The organism is Bacillus paralicheniformis (assembly GCF_002993925.1).
In the GTDB taxonomy this organism is placed as follows: domain Bacteria; phylum Bacillota; class Bacilli; order Bacillales; family Bacillaceae; genus Bacillus; species Bacillus paralicheniformis.
The window spans coordinates 2,858,685-2,880,438 of the sequence record NZ_CP023665.1; the positions used below are offsets into that span (position 1 = coordinate 2,858,685).

Annotated in this window: 25 protein-coding genes; 9 read left to right on the forward strand and 16 right to left on the reverse strand. The window is 41.0% G+C overall.

All coding sequences use genetic code 11. From position 1 onward, the window contains the following. Positions 1-23: 23 nt before the first annotated feature. The 8 genes from CP943_RS14590 to CP943_RS14625 all read right to left on the reverse strand — a co-directional run bounded on the left by CP943_RS14590 (position 24) and on the right by CP943_RS14625 (position 5,113). Positions 24-251, reverse strand: coding sequence for a sulfurtransferase TusA family protein (locus CP943_RS14590; RefSeq protein WP_023855297.1), 228 nt, complete (start codon positions 249-251; stop codon positions 24-26). Positions 252-282: 31 nt separating this feature from the next. Beyond that, the gene (locus tag CP943_RS14595) at positions 283-1,413 is read right to left on the reverse strand and encodes an MBL fold metallo-hydrolase (protein WP_105981104.1); all 1,131 of its coding nucleotides are present in this window, start codon (positions 1,411-1,413) and stop codon (positions 283-285) included. Positions 1,414-1,483: 70 nt separating this feature from the next. Continuing rightward, positions 1,484-2,062 (reverse strand): sulfurtransferase TusA family protein, encoded by a 579-nt coding sequence (locus tag CP943_RS14600; protein WP_105981105.1) that lies wholly within the window; start codon positions 2,060-2,062, stop codon positions 1,484-1,486. Between the two features lie 93 nt (positions 2,063-2,155). Then, the gene (locus CP943_RS14605; protein ID WP_020452325.1) at positions 2,156-2,638 is read right to left on the reverse strand and encodes a DsrE/DsrF/DrsH-like family protein; all 483 of its coding nucleotides are present in this window, start codon (positions 2,636-2,638) and stop codon (positions 2,156-2,158) included. A gap of 166 nt (positions 2,639-2,804) precedes the next feature. Further along, on the reverse strand, positions 2,805-3,065 hold the full coding sequence (locus CP943_RS14610) for a metal-sensitive transcriptional regulator (RefSeq protein ID WP_009327831.1): 261 nt from the start codon (positions 3,063-3,065) through the stop codon (positions 2,805-2,807). A 301-nt stretch (positions 3,066-3,366) separates the two neighbouring features. Next, positions 3,367-3,792, reverse strand: a complete 426-nt coding sequence (locus CP943_RS14615; protein ID WP_158700705.1) for an OsmC family protein — start codon at positions 3,790-3,792, stop codon at positions 3,367-3,369. Positions 3,793-3,893: 101 nt separating this feature from the next. Next, the gene (locus tag CP943_RS14620; protein ID WP_039072876.1) at positions 3,894-4,310 is read right to left on the reverse strand and encodes an ester cyclase; all 417 of its coding nucleotides are present in this window, start codon (positions 4,308-4,310) and stop codon (positions 3,894-3,896) included. A 41-nt stretch (positions 4,311-4,351) separates the two neighbouring features. Then, positions 4,352-5,113: an MBL fold metallo-hydrolase gene (locus CP943_RS14625; protein ID WP_023855300.1), complete on the reverse strand. Its 762-nt coding sequence runs from the start codon at positions 5,111-5,113 to the stop codon at positions 4,352-4,354. A gap of 1,003 nt (positions 5,114-6,116) precedes the next feature. On the opposite strand from CP943_RS14625, the gene CP943_RS14630 reads away from it, so the two are divergent. Beyond that, positions 6,117-6,530 carry an Lrp/AsnC family transcriptional regulator gene (locus CP943_RS14630; protein WP_105981106.1) on the forward strand — a complete coding sequence of 138 codons (414 nt, stop codon included), beginning with the start codon at positions 6,117-6,119 and terminating at the stop codon, positions 6,528-6,530. 446 nt (positions 6,531-6,976) lie between these two features. Here the strand turns inward: CP943_RS14630 and CP943_RS14635 are convergent, their stop codons facing one another. The 3 genes from CP943_RS14635 to CP943_RS14645 all read right to left on the reverse strand — a co-directional run bounded on the left by CP943_RS14635 (position 6,977) and on the right by CP943_RS14645 (position 8,700). After that, complete coding sequence (locus CP943_RS14635; protein WP_105981107.1) at positions 6,977-7,573, reverse strand: class I SAM-dependent methyltransferase; 597 nt, start codon at positions 7,571-7,573, stop codon at positions 6,977-6,979. 44 nt (positions 7,574-7,617) lie between these two features. After that, positions 7,618-8,325: a DNA alkylation repair protein gene (locus CP943_RS14640; protein WP_105981108.1), complete on the reverse strand. Its 708-nt coding sequence runs from the start codon at positions 8,323-8,325 to the stop codon at positions 7,618-7,620. 255 nt (positions 8,326-8,580) lie between these two features. After that, positions 8,581-8,700 carry a hypothetical protein gene (locus CP943_RS14645; protein ID WP_315897772.1) on the reverse strand — a complete coding sequence of 40 codons (120 nt, stop codon included), beginning with the start codon at positions 8,698-8,700 and terminating at the stop codon, positions 8,581-8,583. 555 nt (positions 8,701-9,255) lie between these two features. Between CP943_RS14645 and erm the strand changes: the two genes are divergently transcribed. Next, on the forward strand, positions 9,256-10,119 hold the full coding sequence (gene erm, locus CP943_RS14660; protein WP_105981109.1) for a 23S ribosomal RNA methyltransferase Erm: 864 nt from the start codon (positions 9,256-9,258) through the stop codon (positions 10,117-10,119). An 85-nt stretch (positions 10,120-10,204) separates the two neighbouring features. Here erm and CP943_RS14665 read toward each other — a convergent pair whose 3' ends face one another. The 4 genes from CP943_RS14665 to CP943_RS14680 form a co-directional block, all read right to left on the reverse strand. Continuing rightward, positions 10,205-10,594 (reverse strand): tautomerase family protein, encoded by a 390-nt coding sequence (locus tag CP943_RS14665; protein ID WP_003183782.1) that lies wholly within the window; start codon positions 10,592-10,594, stop codon positions 10,205-10,207. A gap of 585 nt (positions 10,595-11,179) precedes the next feature. Beyond that, positions 11,180-11,737, reverse strand: coding sequence for a 6-phospho-3-hexuloisomerase (gene hxlB / locus CP943_RS14670; RefSeq protein ID WP_023855326.1), 558 nt, complete (start codon positions 11,735-11,737; stop codon positions 11,180-11,182). A gap of 2 nt (positions 11,738-11,739) precedes the next feature. Beyond that, the gene (gene hxlA / locus CP943_RS14675) at positions 11,740-12,366 is read right to left on the reverse strand and encodes a 3-hexulose-6-phosphate synthase (protein ID WP_003183787.1); all 627 of its coding nucleotides are present in this window, start codon (positions 12,364-12,366) and stop codon (positions 11,740-11,742) included. A gap of 185 nt (positions 12,367-12,551) precedes the next feature. Then, a complete protein-coding gene (locus CP943_RS14680) occupies positions 12,552-12,899 on the reverse strand; it encodes a winged helix-turn-helix transcriptional regulator (protein WP_003183789.1) in 348 nt (115 codons plus the stop codon). Between the two features lie 279 nt (positions 12,900-13,178). On the opposite strand from CP943_RS14680, the gene desE reads away from it, so the two are divergent. From desE to desR, 3 genes are all read left to right on the forward strand, one after another. Further along, the gene (gene desE, locus CP943_RS14685) at positions 13,179-14,237 is read left to right on the forward strand and encodes a Delta(5) desaturase DesA (protein WP_059231388.1); all 1,059 of its coding nucleotides are present in this window, start codon (positions 13,179-13,181) and stop codon (positions 14,235-14,237) included. Between the two features lie 121 nt (positions 14,238-14,358). Next, positions 14,359-15,471 carry a two-component sensor histidine kinase DesK gene (locus CP943_RS14690; protein WP_021837602.1) on the forward strand — a complete coding sequence of 371 codons (1,113 nt, stop codon included), beginning with the start codon at positions 14,359-14,361 and terminating at the stop codon, positions 15,469-15,471. A 19-nt stretch (positions 15,472-15,490) separates the two neighbouring features. After that, complete coding sequence (gene desR / locus CP943_RS14695; protein ID WP_020452333.1) at positions 15,491-16,090, forward strand: two-component system response regulator DesR; 600 nt, start codon at positions 15,491-15,493, stop codon at positions 16,088-16,090. A 66-nt stretch (positions 16,091-16,156) separates the two neighbouring features. On the opposite strand, the gene CP943_RS14700 is transcribed toward desR, so the two are convergent. Next, complete coding sequence (locus CP943_RS14700; protein ID WP_020452334.1) at positions 16,157-17,206, reverse strand: NAD(P)/FAD-dependent oxidoreductase; 1,050 nt, start codon at positions 17,204-17,206, stop codon at positions 16,157-16,159. 287 nt (positions 17,207-17,493) lie between these two features. On the opposite strand from CP943_RS14700, the gene nikA reads away from it, so the two are divergent. From nikA to nikD, 4 genes are read left to right on the forward strand one after another with little or no spacing between them, the layout of a single operon-like run. Next, positions 17,494-19,116, forward strand: a complete 1,623-nt coding sequence (gene nikA / locus CP943_RS14705; protein WP_020452335.1) for a nickel ABC transporter substrate-binding protein — start codon at positions 17,494-17,496, stop codon at positions 19,114-19,116. A gap of 9 nt (positions 19,117-19,125) precedes the next feature. Beyond that, on the forward strand, positions 19,126-20,070 hold the full coding sequence (gene nikB / locus CP943_RS14710) for a nickel ABC transporter permease subunit NikB (protein WP_035338411.1): 945 nt from the start codon (positions 19,126-19,128) through the stop codon (positions 20,068-20,070). Then, positions 20,067-20,894: a nickel ABC transporter permease subunit NikC gene (gene nikC / locus CP943_RS14715; RefSeq protein ID WP_023855330.1), complete on the forward strand. Its 828-nt coding sequence runs from the start codon at positions 20,067-20,069 to the stop codon at positions 20,892-20,894. The genes nikB and nikC overlap by 4 nt, the downstream gene beginning before the upstream one ends. 18 nt (positions 20,895-20,912) lie before the next feature. Then, positions 20,913-21,731: a nickel import ATP-binding protein NikD gene (nikD, locus tag CP943_RS14720; RefSeq protein ID WP_020452338.1), complete on the forward strand. Its 819-nt coding sequence runs from the start codon at positions 20,913-20,915 to the stop codon at positions 21,729-21,731. Positions 21,732-21,754 lie beyond the last annotated feature (23 nt).

Sequence of the window (21,754 nt, forward strand, 5' to 3'; positions counted from 1 at the left end):
GAATAGTCCCCCCTTTTATCACCTTAACCTTTTTTAAGCCAAAACTTTAGTACACCATCTTCCTCAGTACCTTGAAGCAACTCATGACCGCCTGACTTCGCCCATGCTGTCAGATCACTTTTTGCCCCTTTATCAGTGGCATGTACTTCTAACACTTCTCCGGATTGCAATTCATCCATCGCTTTTTTTGTTTTCACAATTGGCATCGGGCACGCGAATCCTTTAGCATCTATGACTTTATCTGATTTCATGTTTTATCTCTCCCTATCTTCAAATCTATATTCATCCATGAACCGCACAACGGTTTGGTCCAATTTCCATCTCACTTTGTCTGTCAGCATCCGGCATTATTCTGCCCATGTTGGTTTGCCGAATTTCCCGATAGGCATTTGGCTGTGGCGGCAGGTTTTCTGATACAGCACGTCTGAACTCATTTTCATACAGATTTAAACCGGCATTCTTTTTATATACATCACTCAGCTTAGCTTGAACCTGCCCTTGATCGCCTAATTCACTGACTGTCGAAAAGTGAGCTGGAAGAACAATCAAGTCACCTGATATTTGTTTGTATTTTTCATGCAACGTGTTACGTAAATCCTCTGCCCAGTCCCCGGCTTTTCCAGCCAAGTCTGGCCGGCCGATTGATTCAACAAATAAAATATCTCCTGTTAACAAATAGTGATTATCAACAATTAAAGATGTGCTTCCGATCGTATGGCCCGGTGAGTAGATAGGCTCCACTTTCATGCTTGTGTTTCCTATCGAAACATCATGACCTTCAATTAACGATTCATGCGAAAATCGCACTTCCTCTGCATCTTTTGGCGGCAGGTAGTATGCGGCTCCTGTACGCTCACGCAGTAAACGTGCGCCAGAAATATGATCCGCATGTAAATGTGTATCGACCACATGTTTAATTGTAACGTTTCTCTCTTTTGCAAAATCTATATATGCGTCTACAGTACGAGCAGGGTCCACTACCATTGCTTCTCCGTCAGTCTCAATAAAATAGGATAAACAGCCTTTCCCCATTCTTACGAATTGATAGATCGAGCCTCCTTCTTTCAAGTTTCCGATTTTTACAGGATGTAAAAATTCGCTCCACGCCTTCATGCCGCCTTCAAGCGCAAAAACTCTTTCAAAACCGGCATCCACTAAATGCTGTGCAACCATCTCTGAAGACCCTTGTTTGGCACAAACCACTAAAACATCTTGATCTTTAGGAACTTGGCCTGCAATCTTATCTACACCATCAATTAAATCAAAATACGGAACATTTAAATGCTCAACCCGGCTGCCCTCGATTTTCCAATCACTAAAGGCATCTTTATTTCGTACGTCTAAAATAAAAAACGATTCTTTTCTTAATAGCTTTTCGGTTACTTCTTTTGGTGAAATGATTGTAAAGTCCACTTCTAAACCTCCTTGGAATGTTAGCATCTCATTGGCATCATGTTGCAATGATCGCAACTTTTGCAGCCGTTCAATTTATTGATCCTTTTTCAATAGGCCCTGACCACTCTGCCATTCCCCGCACCACATTTTCAACGTCTTTAAAGCCGTTAGCTGCAAGCTGTTTAGCTGCCAGATCGCTTCTATTACCTGTACGGCAAACAACGTACATTTTCCCTTCTCTATTCAGTTCATTTGCTCTTTTTTCAAGTTCACCTAATGGGATTGAAATCGCTCCTGGAATATGGCCGAGACGGTATTCTGCAGGTTCCCGAACATCAACGACTGTTATCCGTTCTCCCGCCTCTACCTTTTTTTGAAGTTCTTCATTTTGAATCACATAAGGAAACGTTTTTTCTTTCTTTATTTCCGAGTGACCTGCTTTACGAAGAAAATGCTTTAATATATCTCCGTCTTCTGTCATCCCGAGATACTGGTGGCCGCTTCCTTTTGCCCATGCCTGTATATCAGCAAGAGACCCTTTATCAGTAGCATGCACTTCAATTACCTGCCCCGGTTCTAACTCATTGATGGCCTTTTTCGTTTTTACAACGGGCATTGGACAAGCAAGCCCCTTTGCATCTAACACGCGGTCAGATTTGATGTTCATCAATCATCCCTCCATACTCATTTTCTGTATCACGGTTCCATTTGATCGCTCCGGCAACCATATTCCTTAAAGCACCGTTTAATTTGGAGACCGTTATATAAATAAATTCACTTTTGCTTCGTTGGCATCCCCGAGATATGCGGCAACTCCTGCATAATCAATACCATCGATAAGTTCTTCTTTTTGCAAGCCTAACAAGTCCATTGTCATTGTACAGGCAACAAGCTTTACTCCTTGTTCTTGGGCCATTTCAATCAGCTGAGGCAAAGATAATACGCCGTGCTTTTTCATGACATGTTTGATCATTTTAGGCCCGATACCGGCAAAATTCATTTTAGATAATCCGAATTTCTTTGAACCCCGGGGCATCATAAAACCGAATGCTTTTTCAAGCGGCCCTTTCTTTACCGGCACCGGTTCATCTTTTCTTAAAGCGTTAAGGCCCCAAAATGTATGAAAAATTGTTACCTCATGATCGTAAGCAGCGGCGCCATTTGCAATAATAAAAGCGGCAATCGCCTTATCTAAGTCACCGCTAAATAAAACAATGGTCGTTTTTTCTTTTTGGTCTGACATTGATCAACTCTCCTATTTTATATACCTATACCCGCATGGGTATATAATAAACTAAAAAAATATAAGTCAGCTTTTTTATACCCTAGAGGGTATAAAAACAGCAAAAAATTTTTCTTTTAACCAGGGGTATATAGAGGCTGTATCATAAACAACAGCCATCTAAACATTATCTGCTTTTAACCAATAAATTAACGGCTTCTTGAATGAGGTCTTCGGTATCTTCTCCTCTTTCGATTTGAAGGCGAACGCATTTCTCCAAGTTGCTGCTTACAACAACACCAATGGCGCGATCTAATGCAGAACGAACCGCTGACATTTGGCTTACGAGCTCTTTACACTCTTTTCCTTCATCCATCATTTTTAATATCCCTCGAACTTGACCCTCAACTCGTTTAATCCTATTTTTTAATTGATCATCGTATTCCATCAGATTACCTCCCATTTTGATGATAGCATATCATTTTTATCAACAGTTTCGCGAAACCGTTACTATGCGGATATATGAACTGTCCTGCATTTCTGTCATATTCGTTAAGAATCCAGCCTGTGATGACTTTTTGTACAAAACAGCCTATTCTACTGGAATATCACCCGCCCAATACACATACCCCTATGTGTATAATATACTGAACTAATGAAGATAAATCAAATTTTAGGCTCCTGTAAAGAAAGGGAAGTATAATAAGCGATCCTTTAAAACTTGTTATCTATCGAAACCATGATTCGATTTATTTCGCTAAGATTTCTCCTTGAATCTCAATTTTGACACCAGCTTTTTTCAGCAAATTCCCAATGGCGCATCCTTTATCAGCCATTGCAAATAGGCGGTTTGCTGTTTGAATTTGTTCTTCTGTCTTATTCCCGGATAAAACGAAACGAGGGTGATGAATGATTTTAAATTCATCTTCAGAGTTAAGCCCTTCAGAATCAACCGCCACATCAATGACAGGAAGATCCCTTGATTCGATCATAGAGATAAGAACAGATGTAAAACAAGCTGTTGCAGATGCTACAAGAATTTCTTTGGGAGAGGCTCCATTTCCACTACCGCCGAATTCAGCAGGAATCGCAATGTTTGTATTCAGGAATTCTGTTTTAAGGGAACCGTTCCCATTGACACCATTCTTCCAAGCAATCTTAACATTTGTTTTCACAACAAACACTCCTTTTAGTTGACATCGATATATAAAAGAAGCCCCTTAAAAAAGGAGTCTTCTAAGAAAAAAGATAAGAAAAAGTTTTACTGTACTTTATATTAAGCATTACCGCTAAGCTGACGGAGAATATCATGCACATCCACATGAGATCTATGCTCAATAATTTTACCGTTAACAATACGTAACAACATCATAAGAGAGAATTTAACGTTTTTTCCCGTTGCAGGAACTCCAGCAAATGGGATACCTGTGTGCTTACCTTCAAATATAAAATAAACGGCTACTAGGTCTCCTTCAGCTACCATCGCTTGAATTGGCATTTTGAAACCTGGGAAAGCATCAAAATTTTTCTTTTCTGATTCAATTAAACCCTCTACACCCGGAAACGGTGTATCTAATTGCGGATAGAATACAAAGTCCTTATGGCAAAAGTCTTTCAATTCCTCATACTTTTCTTGTTCAATTATTTCAAAGTAACGACGAACCAATTCTTTATTATTTTCAATGGACATCATGAATGCTCGTCTCCTTCATTTAAATATTTCTCTGTTTGAATTTAAAATGAGTATGATTCGCCATCTTCAGGTACTAAAACATGAGAAGAGATTCCTTTTTCATGAATAAAGGATTTTAATTCTTCTTTGGATAATCCCCAATGGTTGACAGCTTCCATGTGGCTCACGATAATTTTTGCATTTGGGGCAGCCTTATGCGTTTCATAGATATCTTCTTTACCCATGATAAGCGAACCGCCTTCATAGAATTGATTATCTCCGCCGTTTACGACAATGATTTCAGGTTGATGTGTATCAATTTCTTCCTGAACCCCCTCATACCATACGGTATCTCCGGCTACATATAACGTTTTCTCGCTTTCGTGTTTGAACACTACGCCGCATACAAGTCCTGCAAGTTTTAAAACTTCTCCTCTTCCGTGTTCACCTTTGGTTTTGATTAAGTGAATACCTTCAAAGACCGTATCTTTTGTTAAAACCTCGACATTTTTAAAGCCGGCATTTCGTATTTCTGTTGCATCTTCTTCATTTTGGGAGAACAACTTGATATCTTTCGGCAATACCTCTTTAGCAGCTTCATCCCAGTGGTCATAATGTAAATGAGTAACAATAACAGCATCAATCTTATTGATAATATTGTCGACAGACGTTGGCAATTCAACTAAAGGGTTGTTTTGATCTTGCCTTGGCGCATTTGGGAATGGAGGATAAGCACCTTTTTCAGCCAACATTGGGTCTATTAAAAACTTTTTGCCTGCATATTCGACAATAAGCGTGGCATTACGAATTTGTTGAATGTTCATGTGTAAAACTCCTTTTCTTTGATATACCTATAGTTTACCTACACTCAATTATCAAATACATGGATTAAATCAAGTCTTTTGGCCGTTTGACTTGAATTTTGAAAGAATGTATTCATGGATGCAAAGCAAGCTTAAATATAGCCTGAATTTTGGATAAAGATAATGATTAAATGAAGCAAGTTCAACAGGGGATTTTGTATATGCTTTAATTCATCTATGTACGAATACGCTTATCATGAGCCCTCTCATATATCAATTCACAAGAGAAAAGCTGTTGTTTTTCTTGGTGGGTTTCTGGAGAGTAAACGAGTAGATCACTCTATAATTGCCGATTGTTATTGATCAATAGGCCACTGTTTTAAATGAGAAGTGGTAAGGAGCAGCCAGGCGCCGCTATCATGTCGGCTTCAAATTTATTGTTTTCATGAAAAAAGAGACCAAGCCATTGCTTGATATTTTGCCTGGTCAAGGTTTTAGGGCTTAGCCGCCTTTTTAAGTGTTCGCCGTTTTGATCTTTTGACCGTTTGACTTGTTTTGGAAAGACCGTATATTATATATAAAAATAAGCTTAAAAAACTCTTTTAAATGGAGTGTAATGACAATAAAAAAGGCATCAATTGCTCGATGACACACTTTGAGATAAACCTCTCTCGGTTAGTGAGGTGATTTCGCAGGCGCCGAAATTACGCTGAAGTGGTGATCCGCTTTGGAAGATCCTCTTGATGCGTCCCTACCCACTTATGGCCACCTCGCCGCCGGCCTCCTCAACGGGCGACTCGGACATGCCGCCAGAAGGTTGCTCATTGCCTGAAGGGATGCCCCCATAATAGTTGGAGTGTTAATCTTGAAGTTCCAGTCGAACTGAGTATGAGAACCGTTCATGAGACACATCTCTTTTTCTTTTATCTCCGTATAGTTTACAATGTCACTCATTGACGAGAATGCATAGAATCAATCACTCTTTTTTGCCGATTAACTTGATTTTTGAAAGGATTTGAATGCTATGTTAGATCAAACGGATATGCAGATCTTGGAGGAACTGTCTAAAAACAGCCGAATTACGATGAAAGATCTGGGCGGAAAAGTCCATTTGACAGGACAAGCAGCTGCCGCCAGGGTCGCAAAATTAGAAGATAACGGAGTGATTGAGGGGTATACAATTAAAGTAAATGAAAAAAAGATGGGTTATACTGTTCACGCGATGCTCAATATCTATACCAAAAGTACACATCATCAATCCTATTTATCCTTTATCAAAACACAAGATGAATATGTCATCAACAATTATAAAATCAGCGGAGACGGCTGTTATCTCCTGGAATGCAAATTCCCATCCAATGAATCATTAGATCAGTTTTTGATCAACTTAAACAGACATGTTAATTATAAATTAACTGTCATTATTAATAAGCTCTAGTTCATCATTAAAAGTGACGATTCCTGTTTTTTGATAGACCAAGATTGAAATCCGACTTTATTGAAGAAATCGCCTCACATTTAAAGTCCCTTGAATCGAAATCAAGGGCTTTTTGAAAATCTCCTAACCCGAGCATGATATTTCGTTTTCGTATATCATCTCTATTAATAGCTTTATTGTTTAAGTTTAAAACCGCTCACTTCTTTTTCGCTCAGGAAACGGATAAATTCTAGTAGTACACGAAATTTCGCTCATCGAGGTTCTCTGGATCGGAGAACGCCATTGACACTATCCAGCTCAGGCACAGAGCTTAAAAAAACGAACACCCTGGACGGCAGAGAAAAAGAAGTCATCGCCGGCCCTTTCTTCCTTATTTGAAGAAATAGAAAGCAGAAAAAGCCGGATCGTTTTCCGGCTTCCGCTATTTCTTTTCAAAAAACAAGAAATCACTTTATGCTGCTAGATATAAACATTGAGGCAGCTTGATTCATAAAAATACGATGGCCGTGATAGAATGTCTTCATTTCAGTTGATTTAAATCCAACATCGGATAATCTTTTTTTCAATTCTTCGTGCGAAAAACCGCTGTGAACTTTCGGATGTTGAATTTTATCGTTTTGGTCAAAATCAATAATTAAGAGCTTTCCGCCATTATTTAAAACACCGAACAATTCTTGTAAAATTTTATTCGTATTCGGAATATGAAGAAGGACGAGTGACATTAAAACGATGTCTGCCTTCAGTTCAGGAGTTTCTTGGATAAAATCTGAATAAAGCACTTTTGCGTTGGCGATTCCTTTGCGAGAAATTTTAGCTTTTGCCACCTCCAGCATTTGTTTTGATGAATCGACCAACAAAATAGAATGTACTAAATCTGATAATTCTAAACTAATGAGACCCGTACCGCTCCCATAGTCGATTAAAGATTTTGATTGACTATTTCTCAATTCCTGTCTTACTTCATTCACGATCACTTTTGCTAATTCAATTCTTTCTTCTGAATCATATCGTTTTGCCATCTGTTCAAAAACGTTATCTTCCATGTTCCACTCCCTATTTATTTTTAGAAATTTCACTGCAGACTGTACTAACATCTTACATATTTCCGTTTGAAACCAAGGCGGCCTTTATCAATATCCATTTGAATATTTTTGGAAGCGTTCAGGATACTGCTTTTTTTCTTGTCCCGCCGAAGTTCGACCGAGCCTACTGCTTTTGCGGTTTCAACCGCCTTTTCATGAAGCGGCAAATATGAAATCGCGACTGTGTAGATAAAGTTATTCATAGCCGATTTTGTTCGATCCGGAGAATCGTGAATCGCCTGTTCCACCTGATCAAGCATACCGGCAATTTTGGTCACATTAAATTCATCGTCCGGTCGATTACCTAAAAGCCAGCAGTAACAGCTCCAGCCTGCCGACATTTTAAGCTCTTCACCGCTTGAGATCCATTTATCAGCAACAGCCTGTGCAAAATCGGTTTCTGCCAAAGTTACTGCAACAACATAATCAGATAGCATATAGAAATACGCCTCATCGATCCACCGCTCAAAATCTGCTTCAGTCATTGTGATTGGGTCAGCAATAATGCCGGCAAAATACATGGCATCGTAGTTCCCGGTAGCGTAAAGCTGCTCCGCCAAAGGTTGATTTTTCTTGATTTTCTTTGCAAGCGGCTTCATTTTGCCTGTAGCCACACCAAAAAGCGGTTCGTGTGCACCATTCGTTATGTATCTTTTTTTCATATTTTCCGTACCCAGCGCTTCAAGTTCCTTCATAACCGTTCCAAAATCCATGCTTTCACTTCCCTCTGTAAATTAAATTCATTTCTTTGATTCCATTATCATGCTCTTTCGCTTCATCTAATCAATACAAATCAACTTTATTTGTTTTTTGCTCTCCATAAACGGTACATCATGATCCTCATCTTTTTTAGCGGCTGTTTTGTTTCTAAGTCTGATAAAAACTAAATTTCCTCTGCATATCATTTATATTTATTATGTGAAACATTTTAACAAGCAGAAAGGGGTTGTTTTTGACCGCCTTTCCTCTTAGACAAACAGAGAATATATGAAATCGTCAGCGGAAAGCCGATTTTCTCTTACCAAATCCCGGATACCCGGTGTTGAGCGCAGTCTGCGATGCCGTGAGAATGCGAATGACTGATTCAATGTTATTGCACCACTTTTCTATGAGTTATTTACAAATCATAAATATTACGATTTGTATTTTGAATTATAGACAATCACATCTATAATTTCAATGTTAGCAGACTCCTATTCTTAACACTGCCTGGTTAACCCCTGCGATATTCGTAAGGAGAAGAAAATTCCAGCCGTTGACGTTTTCCAAAGAATGCCCTACAATGAGATCGTAACTTTAACTTTTCAGGAGGATTATTAAAAAATGACACACTCAATGAGACTGCGTTTCCCAACTTTGAACCAGTAATTAAATACGTTCAAAGGCTCTGTTTGTGTATGCAGAGTAAACGGGATCAGTCTGTCCTTTTTTAATAATCTTCAATTTGCATATAAAATTTGTAACTTGTAGAAAGGCGGATCGTTCTGCCTTTCTTTTTTGTTTAATCCTTTTTTCTAACGGCTGAGAAAGGCTTATTTGGTTATGGAAATACCGCGGATTCATCCTTAAAGGATGGCTCTTCCCTTTACTCTGAATCACAGGCAGACCGCCTGTGATTTTTTATGATGAGAGGAAGAGGAAACATGAAGAAAAAAAATCATAAGTACAGAGGAAAAAAGTTAAACCGCGGGGAATATCCGAATTTTTCCGGACAGCATTTGATGCATAATAAAAAATTAATTGAAGAAATTGTGGATCGAGCAAATATTAGCATAGACGATACGGTTTTAGAGTTAGGAGCGGGAAAAGGTGCTTTGACAACTATGCTAAGTCAAAAAGCCGGTAAGGTATTGGCAGTGGAAAACGATTCTAAATTCGTTGCTATACTCACACGTAAAACAGCACAGCATCCAAATACGAAAATTATTCATCAAGATATCATGAAGATTCATTTACCAAAAGAAAAGTTTGTGGTGGTCTCTAATATTCCCTATGCCATCACAACTCCCATCATGAAAATGCTCTTGAACAATCCTGCAAGCGGATTTCAAAAAGGGATCATCGTAATGGAAAAAGGGGCTGCTAAACGTTTCACATCAAAATTCATTAAAAATTCCTATGTTTTAGCTTGGAGAATGTGGTTTGATATTGGCATTGTCAGAGAAATATCGAAAGAGCATTTTTCTCCCCCTCCAAAAGTGGACTCGGCAATGGTCAGAATAACACGAAAAAAAGACGCGCCTCTATCACATAAACATTACATTGCGTTTCTTGGGCTTGCCGAATATGCGCTAAAGGAGCCGCAAGCCCCTTTCTGTGTTGCTTTACGCGGAATTTTTACCCCGCGTCAAATGAAACACTTAAGAAAAAGTCTAAAAATCAACAATGAAAAAACCGTTGGAACGCTCACCGAAAACCAATGGGCGGTTATTTTTAACACGATGACTCAATATGTGATGCACCACAAATGGCCAAGAGCAAATAAGCGAAAATCCGGAGAAATATAAAGAAAAAAAGCTGCTGACGTCTCGTCAGCAGCTTAAGCTTTTCCGGAGGGATTCAGATGTCCCTGTCAACATTCCTTTTGCCCGCTTACAGCTTTCCAGTTAAAAACTGCGCCTCGCCGAGGCCGAAACTCCAATCGGCATCTCCATTTTCTGTGATGGACACCATGACATCTTCAGGTGAAATGCCGCATTCCGCTTCAAGCTTTTCAGCAAGTAAAGCGTACAATTTCTCTTTTTGGCTTTCCGTTCTTGTTTTACTGGTGATGCTAATCACAACCAGATCCTTTGATCTATTCAATCCCAAGCCTGTATCTTGGATAATAAGCTCATTCGCCGGATGCTGATGGACAATTTGATAGCGGTCTTTCTCCGGAACGTTAAACGCTTCTACCATCGCATCGTGTGCGGTATCTAATAATTTTTTTAATGCTTGTTCATCACGGCCTTCTATTAGATCGAAACGTAGTAATGGCATTTGTTTATCCCCTTTTTGATCATTTTAAATTTCGTTAGCAAAATAACAAGAAATGATGTCTGTTAACTTGATAAAAACATAACACATAACCAAAATATATTCAACAATTGATAATCTTTTCATCTGCTTTATCAGTATCGAAGATATAAGGTCTGTATTATTAAAAATTAGTTGACACCCGTTCTTTAGGAGATGAGTATGTACATAATAGTTCATCAAAACATGACAATAATATGATCAGAAAACGCTTTTTTTGTCTTCCAGTCAAATGAAATCGAATGCGGTTAAGGCGGAAATTACGAAGACCGCCTCCTTCTTTATCAACACTCTACTTATTTCTTAAAAAAAGGGACAAGCTTTCTCAACACGAATATGATGAAAATAATAAAAACAAATAAAGGGATAAACCCAACCAAGCTAAAACTTGTAAGCATAATAAGCTCCTTTCTTCATATATCCATTTAGTCCCTGCTCCAGTTTACGTTATCCACATTTTAAAAATATAATATAGATGTAAATGATATATTAAAAACAGATTTGTATACAAAAAAATCACCATCCAAGATTACGGATGGCGATTTTCTATTATTCAAGGTTGGCATGATTTCCATACATGTTATGAGTATTCAGCCCTTTCATTTCCATGATTCGCAATATGATAGCGTCATAATACAATAAAAGAGTCTGTTCAAAAAGCGAGCCCATCGGTTGTATCGTCTGTTTATTGCCTGTCGTTTGATCTTTTGGGGAGCCGGGCAGCTGCAGTATCAGGTCAGATATTTCAGCTATCGGCGAATCTGGAGAGATCGTAACTGTTGCTACAGTGCCTCCGATATCTTTTGCCTTTTCCGCCATATGAAGCAAACTTTCTGTTTTCCCAGATCCCGTGCCCACGATAAGCAAGTCTTTTTCGGTAAATACCGGTGTTACGGTTTCCCCTGTTACAAACGCATTGATCCCCATGTGCATTAATCGCATAGCAAATGATTTCCCCATTAAACCGGAGCGGCCTGCACCGGAAACAAACACTTTTTCAGAAGACAAGATAGTGGATATTAAGTCTTCTATACCTTCCGCTTGATTTTGAGACGTTGCATGATCAAGCTCTGCGATGATCGCTTTTACATAATCATAAGTCTTCATGTTTATTGGATCATCTGCTTCATTTTTGCGGCTGCCGCAGCTTTATCGTCTTGATTTGCAATACCGCCCCCGACAATAACCAAATCAGGTTTTAATTTAACGACTTCGGGCAGTGTGTCTAATTTAATTCCGCCTGCAATAGCCGTTTTAGCGTTTTTCACAACATTTTTAATCGTCATTAAGTCTTCAAATGAATTTTGGCCAATGGCTTGAAGGTCATAACCGGTATGGACACAAATATAATCGACACCAAGCTCATCCAATTCCTTAGCACGCGATTTGATGTCTTTAATCCCAATCATATCCACCAGGATTTTGTTCCCTTGCGCTTTCGCCTCTTCTACAGCGCCTTTAATAGACATGTCTTCAGCAGCCCCTAAAATGGTGATGATGTCGGCTCCTGCTTCTGATGCTTTCATCACTTCATACCCCGCCGCATCCATAATCTTAAGGTCTGCCAGCACTTTCAAATTCGGGAAAGCGGCTTTCATCTCTTTCACTGCACGGAGTCCTTCATTTATCACAACCGGCGTACCGATTTCTACAATATCAATGTATTCTTCTACTTCTTTTACTACTTCGATGGCTTCCGGTATATTGACTAAATCTAATGCTAACTGTAATTCCACTTACAATCACTCCTGTTTGAATTAAGAATTCCGCGGATTATTCTTTTCATATTTTGTTACATCAAGAGTATAACAAGGGGAAAATTCCATTAATAGTACGCACTTTTTTTTTACATACTATACTTTTCCTCATATGGTATAGAAAAAGATACTGTCTCCAAAACAGTATCTTAAAGTCAACCATTCTATTCATCATCTTTTGAAAAGTTCGTTTCTATATAATTTTTACCCCATTCATACATCGCCTCTAATATAGGCATTAAACTTTCTCCTTGTTTCGTTAGGGAATATTCAACTTTTGGGGGAACAACCGGATATACTTCCCTATGTACAATATGATCCTCTTCTAATTCACGCAGCTGATTCACCAGCATTCTTTGCGTAATGCCGGGCATCAAAGCTTTTAATTCTCCGAACCTTTTCGTACCTTCTTTTCCTAAAAACCACAAAATCAGCATTTTCCACTTACCGCCGATAATGTTGAGCGTCAGCTCCTTCTCACAATTAAATGTTTTATTTTCCATTCGTGACATATGAATTCTCCCCTTATGAAATGACTAAACAATGAACATCTATCACATCATTGTAAAAGAACTTTGTTTAACTAATCAATCATCGCGTTTTTCCAGATTCCATTATTCACCATATCATCATGCGGATTTGCCCATCATGTCATTGTCAATCTTCTTATCCATTCGGGTGAAGGAAACATGACAAGTGTCATGTTTGAAGCATGATGTGTGCTACTACAAAGACATCTCTCTGTACCGTAAACTTAACTTAAGACCCATTTATGAGAGGATAACTTTACTATGACTGAACAAACCACCACACACAAACAAAAACAGTTAACAAAACAGGTTGCTGTATTCGCCCAGCCTGATACCAAAAACAGTCTGATTCAGCTCTTCAATACGTTTATTCCTTTCTTCGGACTGTGGTTTCTTGCCTATCTCAGCCTCGATGTCTCCTATCTCCTTACTTTAGGAATAACGGCGATTGCCGCAGGGTTTTTGACGAGAATTTTCATTATTTTTCACGACTGCTGCCATCTATCCTTTTTCAAACAAAAGCGCCATAACCATATTCTCGGCTTTTTGACAGGCGTTCTGACTTTATTTCCTTATCTTCAATGGCAGCACAGCCATTCGATTCATCATGCGACAAGCAGCAACCTGGATAAACGCGGAACAGGCGATATCTGGCTGCTGACGGTAAACGAATATAAAGCCGCACCTCTACGCACAAAAATCGCATACAGACTTTACAGAAATCCGTTTATCATGTTTATTCTCGGACCGATTTATGTCTTTCTGATCACAAACCGCTTTAACAAAAAAGGTGCAAGACGGAAGGAACGTGTGAACACATACCTTACCAACCTTGCAATCGCGGCATTGGCTGCTGTTTGCTGCCTGATCTTTGGCTGGCAATCGTTCTTGCTCGTACAGGGTCCGATCTTTCTGATCTCAGGTTCGATCGGCGTTTGGCTGTTTTATGTTCAGCATACATTTGAAGATTCTTATTTTGAAGCGGATGAAAACTGGAGCTACGTTCAGGCGGCTGTGGAAGGAAGTTCATTTTATAAACTACCGAAACTGCTTCAATGGCTTACAGGCAATATCGGGTACCACCACGTTCACCATCTGAGCCCAAAGGTGCCTAACTATAAACTTGAAATCGCACATGAGCAGCACGAACCACTAAAAAACGTCCCGACCATCACTTTAAAAACAAGCCTGCAATCACTCGCGTTCCGGCTTTGGGATGAAGAAAAAAAGCAGTTTGTAACCTTTCGGGACATGAAACAAACATCTTCCCCTCTTCCGCAGGATTCAACGGAAAAACAGAAGCTGCGAAAGAACGCCTGACGATGAGGAGGTCTTCTTATATCAACAAGAAGGCTTCCTTATTTATTGTCGGATGATGCAATCCGGCTCAGGCAATGGTAAAGTTACTCTAAAGATGAAAAGCTGAAAACGAGGTTATATCATGTTCAAAAAGCATTTTGCATTTCAAAAACTTAACGGGATCTCGCCGTATATATGGACGATATTTTTCATCCTGCCCTTCTACTTTATCATGCAATCATCATCTACCCTTGTCATCGTCGTCGGCATCATTTTGACACTTTTATTTTTTGCGGTATACAGATTTGCGTTTGTTTCAAAAGGCTGGGACATTTATTTGTGGGCGTTTATATTAATCGGCATTTCAACCGCCTCGATTATGCTGTTCAGCTATATTTATTTTGCTTTTTTTATCGCGTATTTTATAGGGAACATAAAAAAACGAGCCCCTTTTCACATTTTATATTACGTTCATTTAATAAGCGCAGCCGTCGCTGCCAACTTCAGTCTCGTGTTAAAAAAAGAATTTTTTCTGACACAAATTCCTTTTGTGGTCATCACTCTCATCAGCGCGATTTTATTGCCGTTCAGTATCAGAAACCGCAAGGAGCGCGAACGCCTCGAAGAAAAACTCGAGTATGCTAATGAACGGATTGCCAATTTGGTAAAATTAGAAGAGCGGCAGCGGATTGCCCGCGACCTTCACGATACACTTGGACAAAAGCTGTCTCTGATCGGTTTAAAAAGCGACTTGGCGAGAAAATTAATTTACAAAGATCCCGATCAAGCCGCGCGTGAACTGAAAAGCGTTCAGCAAACTGCGAGAACTTCATTAAATGAAGTCAGAAAAATTGTATCCTCCATGAAAGGCATCCGGCTCAAGGATGAAATTGTCAACATCAAACAAATTCTTGAAGCAGCCGACATTGCGTTCATCTATGAAGAAGAAAAATTGCCGGAAAATATCTCATTGCTTAATGAAAACATATTGAGCATGTGCTTAAAGGAAGCTGTCACTAATGTCGTCAAACACAGTCAGGCTAAAACCTGCCGCATTGACATCCAGCAGCTCTGGAAGGAAGTTGTCATTACAGTGACTGACGATGGAACGTTTCAAGGTGAAGAGAAGTACTTTTCAAAAGGACACGGCTTGCTTGGCATGAGAGAACGGCTTGAATTTGCAAACGGAAGCCTTCACATTGATACAAAAAACGGCACCAAGCTTACCATGTCAATTCCTAATAACTCAAAATAAACAAAAAAGGATGGCTTGCATGATTAGTATATTTATTGCGGAAGATCAACAGATGCTCTTGGGCGCTTTAGGATCACTACTGAATTTAGAAGATGATATGGAAGTCGTCGGCAAAGGCACAACCGGACAGGATGCCGTTGATTTCACAAAAAAACATCGGCCTGATGTATGCATTATGGACATTGAAATGCCGGGAAAAACGGGGCTTGAAGCTGCTGAGGAACTAAAGGATACAGGCTGCAACATTATTATCTTAACCACTTTTGCCCGCCCCGGTTACTTTCAGCGGGCCATTAAAGCAGGTGTTAAAGGCTATTTGTTAAAGGACAGCCCAAGCGAAGAGCTTGTGAGCGCCATCCGCAGCGTCATGAAAGGAAAGCGGATCTATGCGCCTGAATTGATGGAAGACATGTACAGTGAAGCCAATCCCCTCACAGATAGAGAAAAAGAAGTGCTCGAACTTGTGGCTGACGGAAAAAACACAAAAGAAATCGCCCAAGAACTCAGCATCAAAAGCGGAACCGTGCGAAATTATATCTCAATGATTCTTGAAAAGCTTGAGGTCAAAAATCGGATCGAAGCCATTACCCGTTCAAAGGAAAAAGGCTGGTTTAAATAAAAAGAGAATCTTGGCATATCTCCAAGATCCCCTCGACGAATCAGCCGCTCCCACGGCGGTCCTTTTCTACACGAACATCTTCTTCACAAGCTCGCGGTTGCGCTCTTTGAAAACCTCATTATGTGACGACACCATCGCACTCTTGTGTGCTTCGGGATCGATAAAGCGCTTGGCGCTGTTGACCGCGTTTGCCGCATCCTGAAACGCTCCGGCGATCAAGTGCAGCTTGCCTTCATAATGCACAATATCCCCTGCCGCATACAGTCCGGGCACGGAAGACTGGCAGTTGGCGGTACCTTTAATATAATAGTCATCAACCCTGGTAATATGAAGCCGGCTGTTCTCCAACAGTGAGGTGTCGCGTTCATAGCCGTGGTTGATAACCACTTCGTCGACAGGCAGCTCCATCACCTCACCGGTTTGAGCGTTCGTGAGCTCGACCCGTTCGATCACCTCATGATCTTCCGAAGCGATCAGCTTGGTAATCTGTGTATGGAAGAAGCAGCTCACCGAGCTGTTCAGCAGCTGATCCACCTGGGCCTCATGCCCGCTGAGCGCATCTTTGCGGTAAGCGAGGTAGACCTTTTTCGCTACAGGTTCGAGCTCGTTGGCCCAATCGACAGCCGAATTGCCGCCGCCTGATACAATGACCGTTTTATCTTTAAAATGCTGCAGCGATTTGACCGTATAATTCAGATTGGACACTTCAAAGCGCTCTGCTCCTTCAATCTGAAGCTTTTGCGGATTGAGGATGCCACCGCCCACGGCAACGATGACCGTCTTGGACAGATGCACCCCTGAGGCAGCCGTATGTAACTCAAACAACCCTTCTTCATTGCGGGCAATCGATTCAACTTTCTCATTCAGCAGCACTTCAGGATGAAATGTTAGCCCCTGCTGCACGATCTGTTCTATCAGCCTGGCTCCGGAAATCGGCGTTAGCCCCCCGACATCCCAGATCATTTTTTCAGGATATACGTGAACCTTTCCGCCCAGCATCGGCTGATATTCGATAATCTTCGTTTTCATTCCCCGCAGTCCGCTGTAAAAGGCGGAATATAAACCGGCCGGACCTCCGCCGATCACGGTCACATCAAACACTTCATTTCTGCTCATCGCTCTTCACTCCCAGTATATGTCATGAGTTTACACCCTCAATCGTAAATGATTATCATTATCATTAAGTGTACTTTGATTGCTTCGTTTTTACAATCCATTTTAATAAAAAGTTCATTCTTCGCCACTTCATTTTCGCCTCTCCCTCTTTGCGCTCGTTCTTCACGGGATGCCGCCGCTTCCCCATTCCGCAGCATGTAAGCAGTTCCTATATCTTACATTGACAAGGGTATGCTTCCTGCATAGAATGAAAATGATTATCAACTTCATTTAGGAGGAAACAAAGCATGATAAGCGGAAGGATTAGTTCGAAAATTAAAATTACTTTTGTATTAATGCTCGCCTTTTCTATTTTATTGGCCGGATGTACAACCTCAGGAAATTCAACAGAGAAAACGCATGAAAACATGGTCACAATGGCTTGGCCTAGAGATATTGGCGAGATGAATCCGCATGTGTATAATCCTTCCCAATTATTTGCCCAGTCGATGGTATATGAACCTTTGGTTACCTATGAAGCGGGAGGAAAGCTTAAACCGCATTTAGCCGAATCTTGGGATATATCAAATGACGGTAAAGTATATACGTTTCATTTGCGTAAGAATGTAAAATTTTCAGATGGAACAACGTTTAATGCAAAAATTGTGAAGAAGAATTTTGATTCCATTTTAAAACATACTGAATTACACAGCTGGTTAGGGTTTCTTTCAAAAATAGCCCAAACAGAAGTGATTGATGATCATACATTTAAATTGACATTAACTGAACCATATTACCCGACCATTCAGGAACTAGCCGTAGTACGGCCGGTCCGGTTTTTGGGAGAAGCCGGCTTCCCTAAGGACGGCGATACATCAAAGGGTGTCGCAAAACCGGTAGGTACGGGCCCGTGGGTATTGGAAGAGCATAAAGCTGATGAATATGCGGTTTTTAAACGCAATGAACATTATTGGGGTGAAAAGCCAAAAGTCGAGAAAATCAAGGTGAAAGTCATCCCGGACGCCGAAACAAGGGTGCTTGCATTTGAAAAAGGTGAGCTTGACCTCATTTACGGCGAAGGCGTTATCAGTTTGGATGCATTCAAGCAGCTGCAAGCGACAGGCCAATATGAAACAAGCCTTTCTGAACCGGTGGCGACGAGACAGCTTGTCATGAATACGAAAAAAGAACAGCTCTCTGATGAGCGCGTGCGTCAAGCCCTCCACTATGGTTTTGACAAAGAAGCCTTGGTAAAAGGCATCACCTCCGGGTTAGAAGAAAAAGCAGATCATATTTTGCCGACAGACTTCCCATACACGTCTGATATTGATGTAAAGCAAATCAACTATGATCCAGAGAAAGCAAAAGCGCTATTAGATGCGGCAGGCTGGAAGCTTCCGAATGGCAAGACGGTGCGCGAGAAAGACGGAAAGCCTCTTGAATTTAGTTTAATGTATGATTCAGCGGAATCCATTCAAAAAACAATGGCCGAAACGCTGCAGGCAGAATGGGCGGCGATCGGGGTAAAGCTGAATCTTGAAGGTGTAGAATTGGCAACCCAAGTCAAACGGTTTAAAGCGAATGAGTTTGATATGAACTTCTTTAGCAACTATGGTGCGCCTTATGACCCGCACACATTTTTAAACATTGTCTCCTCCAAAGGATTCGGATTTAATGAAGCGATTTCAGCCTATCCAAACAAGGACGAGCTGATCAAGCAGATGGCAAAGGTACCTCAAACGACTGATGAAAAAGAGCGGCAGGAGCTTTACTCATCTATTTTAAAATCCCTTCAAGACCAGGGAGCCATCGTTCCTGTTTCTTATATTAAAAAGACGGCGATATATCAAAAGAATATCAGCAACTTTACGTTCCCTGCCAATCGTGACGAACATCCATTTACAGGGATTCGCATCAAGCAGCAACACTAGGAGGCTTTTATGGGCAACTATATATTGAAACGAATCATGTCTATTATTCCAGTGTTTCTTTTAGCTGCACTTCTCACAACTGGAATGATTCATCTCTCACCGGTTGACCCAGCTGAAGCATACTTAGCCGCAGCACATATCCAGCCAACCGATGAAATTTTAGCGCAAAAAAGACATGAGTTTGGCTTGGATCAGCCATTCTTTATTCAATATGTAAACTCTGTATTGAAGATATGCCAACTTGATTTTGGCATATCTTATGTTTCGAATCAGCCGGTTTGGGATGAAGTTGCACACCGAATGCCGGCGACGATCGAGCTCGCGCTTGGGAGTTTAATGATTGCGGTGCTTGTCAGTGTGCCGCTAGGCTTCTTAGCGGGAATTAAAAGAAACGGTGCAGTTGATCATATCAGCCGCTTCATTTCCTTTTTCGGAGCATCCATCCCGACTTTTTGGTTAGGGTATATGCTGGTTTTTTTCTTTTCTGTTCAGTTAGACCTTTTGCCGGTAGAGGGAATCGGGACATGGCAGCATCTTGTACTGCCGTCGATGACTTTGGCGCTTCCTTTAATCGCGATGTATACAAGGCTGCTCCGTGCAAGTGTCATCGAAAACCTGCAAGAACCCTATGTGCAATTTGCTCGCATAAGAGGAATGACGAGGATGAACATTATGGCCAAACATGTATTGCGAATGGCCATTTCTCCGATGATTACGGGGCTGGGAATGAACCTTGGCAAGCTGCTCACCGGCACAATTATTGTTGAAGTCGTTTTTTCTTGGCCGGGCTTTGGCCGTTATTTTATTGAGGCCATTTTCAATCGGGACATCCCTGTCATTCAATGCTATGTGTTCTTAGCCGCCGCCTTTTTTATATTGAGCAACTTAATTGTTGACCTCATTCAAATGTATATTGACCCGCGCATTTCAAGGAAAGAAGGACAGCATCGATGATAAGTATACGCAAGATTTTCAAAGGCCCAAAAGTGATCGCAATCTGCACCATCATATTAACCGTCCTTTTTATCATCGCTGTATTCGCCCCTTGGATTGCGCCGCATCACCCTGCTGATGTCCATTTGGTCTATAAGCTGCAGCCTCCGTCCTGGACGTTTCCTTTAGGAACTGATCATCTGGGAAGATGCAACTTATCCCGCCTTTTGTACGGCGCCCGGATTTCTCTTGGATTCGCGATGCTCATTTTCATTTCCTCACTCGTTATCGGCCTCATAATCGGGACGATCTCAGGGTATAAAGGCGGCTGGATTGATCAGCTGTTAATGAGATGCTGCGATGGTGTGATGGCCTTTCCGAACTTAATTTTAGTTCTTGGCCTCGTGGGCATATTCGGTCCTGGACTTCCTCAAGTCATTGTGGCCCTCATGCTTGTGCAATGGGTCTATTATGCAAGAATTTTTAGAGGAATGGTGCTTAGCCTGAAAGAGGAGAATTTTATTGCGGCGGCAAAAATCAATGGATCTTCACAATGGAAAATTATTAAACAGCATATTATCCCTAATGTCCTCCCTCCCCTCGTCGTCATCGGCACGTTGGAAATGGGCTGGGCCATTATGGATATCTCCGCCATGTCTTTTCTCGGATTAGGCGTCCAGCCCCCGGCAGCTGAGTGGGGAGCGATGATTCATGAAGGTAAATCGTATATTCGGACGAACCCCGAGTTAATGATTTATCCAGGGCTGATGATCATGGTTGTCGTTGTGACGTTCAATTTATTGGGCGAAGCCTTATCAGATCAATACGGCGTCAAACGTCGATGATAAAAAGGAATGAGGAAGTTGGGAACAGAACAATCAACTGTACTTCAAGTCAGAGATTTGCATGTACAGGTTCACAATCAAAAAGGAAATTCAACTATCGTTCAAGGGATTAATTTTGAACTGAAGCGCGGACAGGTTCTTGGTTTAATTGGTGAGAGCGGTTGCGGAAAAACGGTAACGAGCATGTCTATTCTTCAGACGCTTGATCCAAAAACAACCAAGGTGGAAGGAAGTATTGCATTGCGGGGCCGGGAATTGAACGGATTAGCAGAACAGGACATGCGTAAAATCCGCGGCAAAGATATAGCCTATATTATGCAGAATCCGATGAACGCTTTTACACCCGTTTTTACGATCGGCCAGCAAATGATCGAATCGATTCGCTCTCATACATCTTTTAGCAAAAAACAGGCGAAAGAGCTCGCGACCGAAGCACTGCATCATGTAAACCTCCCCCACCCCGCTAAACTTTTGCATTCTTACCCTTTTCAATTAAGCGGCGGAATGCTTCAACGGGTCATGATTGCAATTGCAGCATGCCTGGAGCCGGCCGTTCTTATTGCGGATGAACCCACAACTGCGCTCGACGTGTTTAATCAGAAGACGGTGCTGAAATATTTAGACGGCTTGCGATCTGAATTCGGCACGGCGATTTTGCTTATATCTCATGATCTGGGCGTCATTGCTGAAATGGCCGATGAAGTCGCTGTGATGCAGAATGGGAGAATTGTAGAAAATGGAGATGTGTTTCAGCTGTTTGATGAACCAAAACATGACTATACAAAGAAGCTGTTAAGTGCACGGTTGACTTTGCCAATGGATCAACTTGCCACTTGAGTCAGTATGAAGAAGACCTGCAT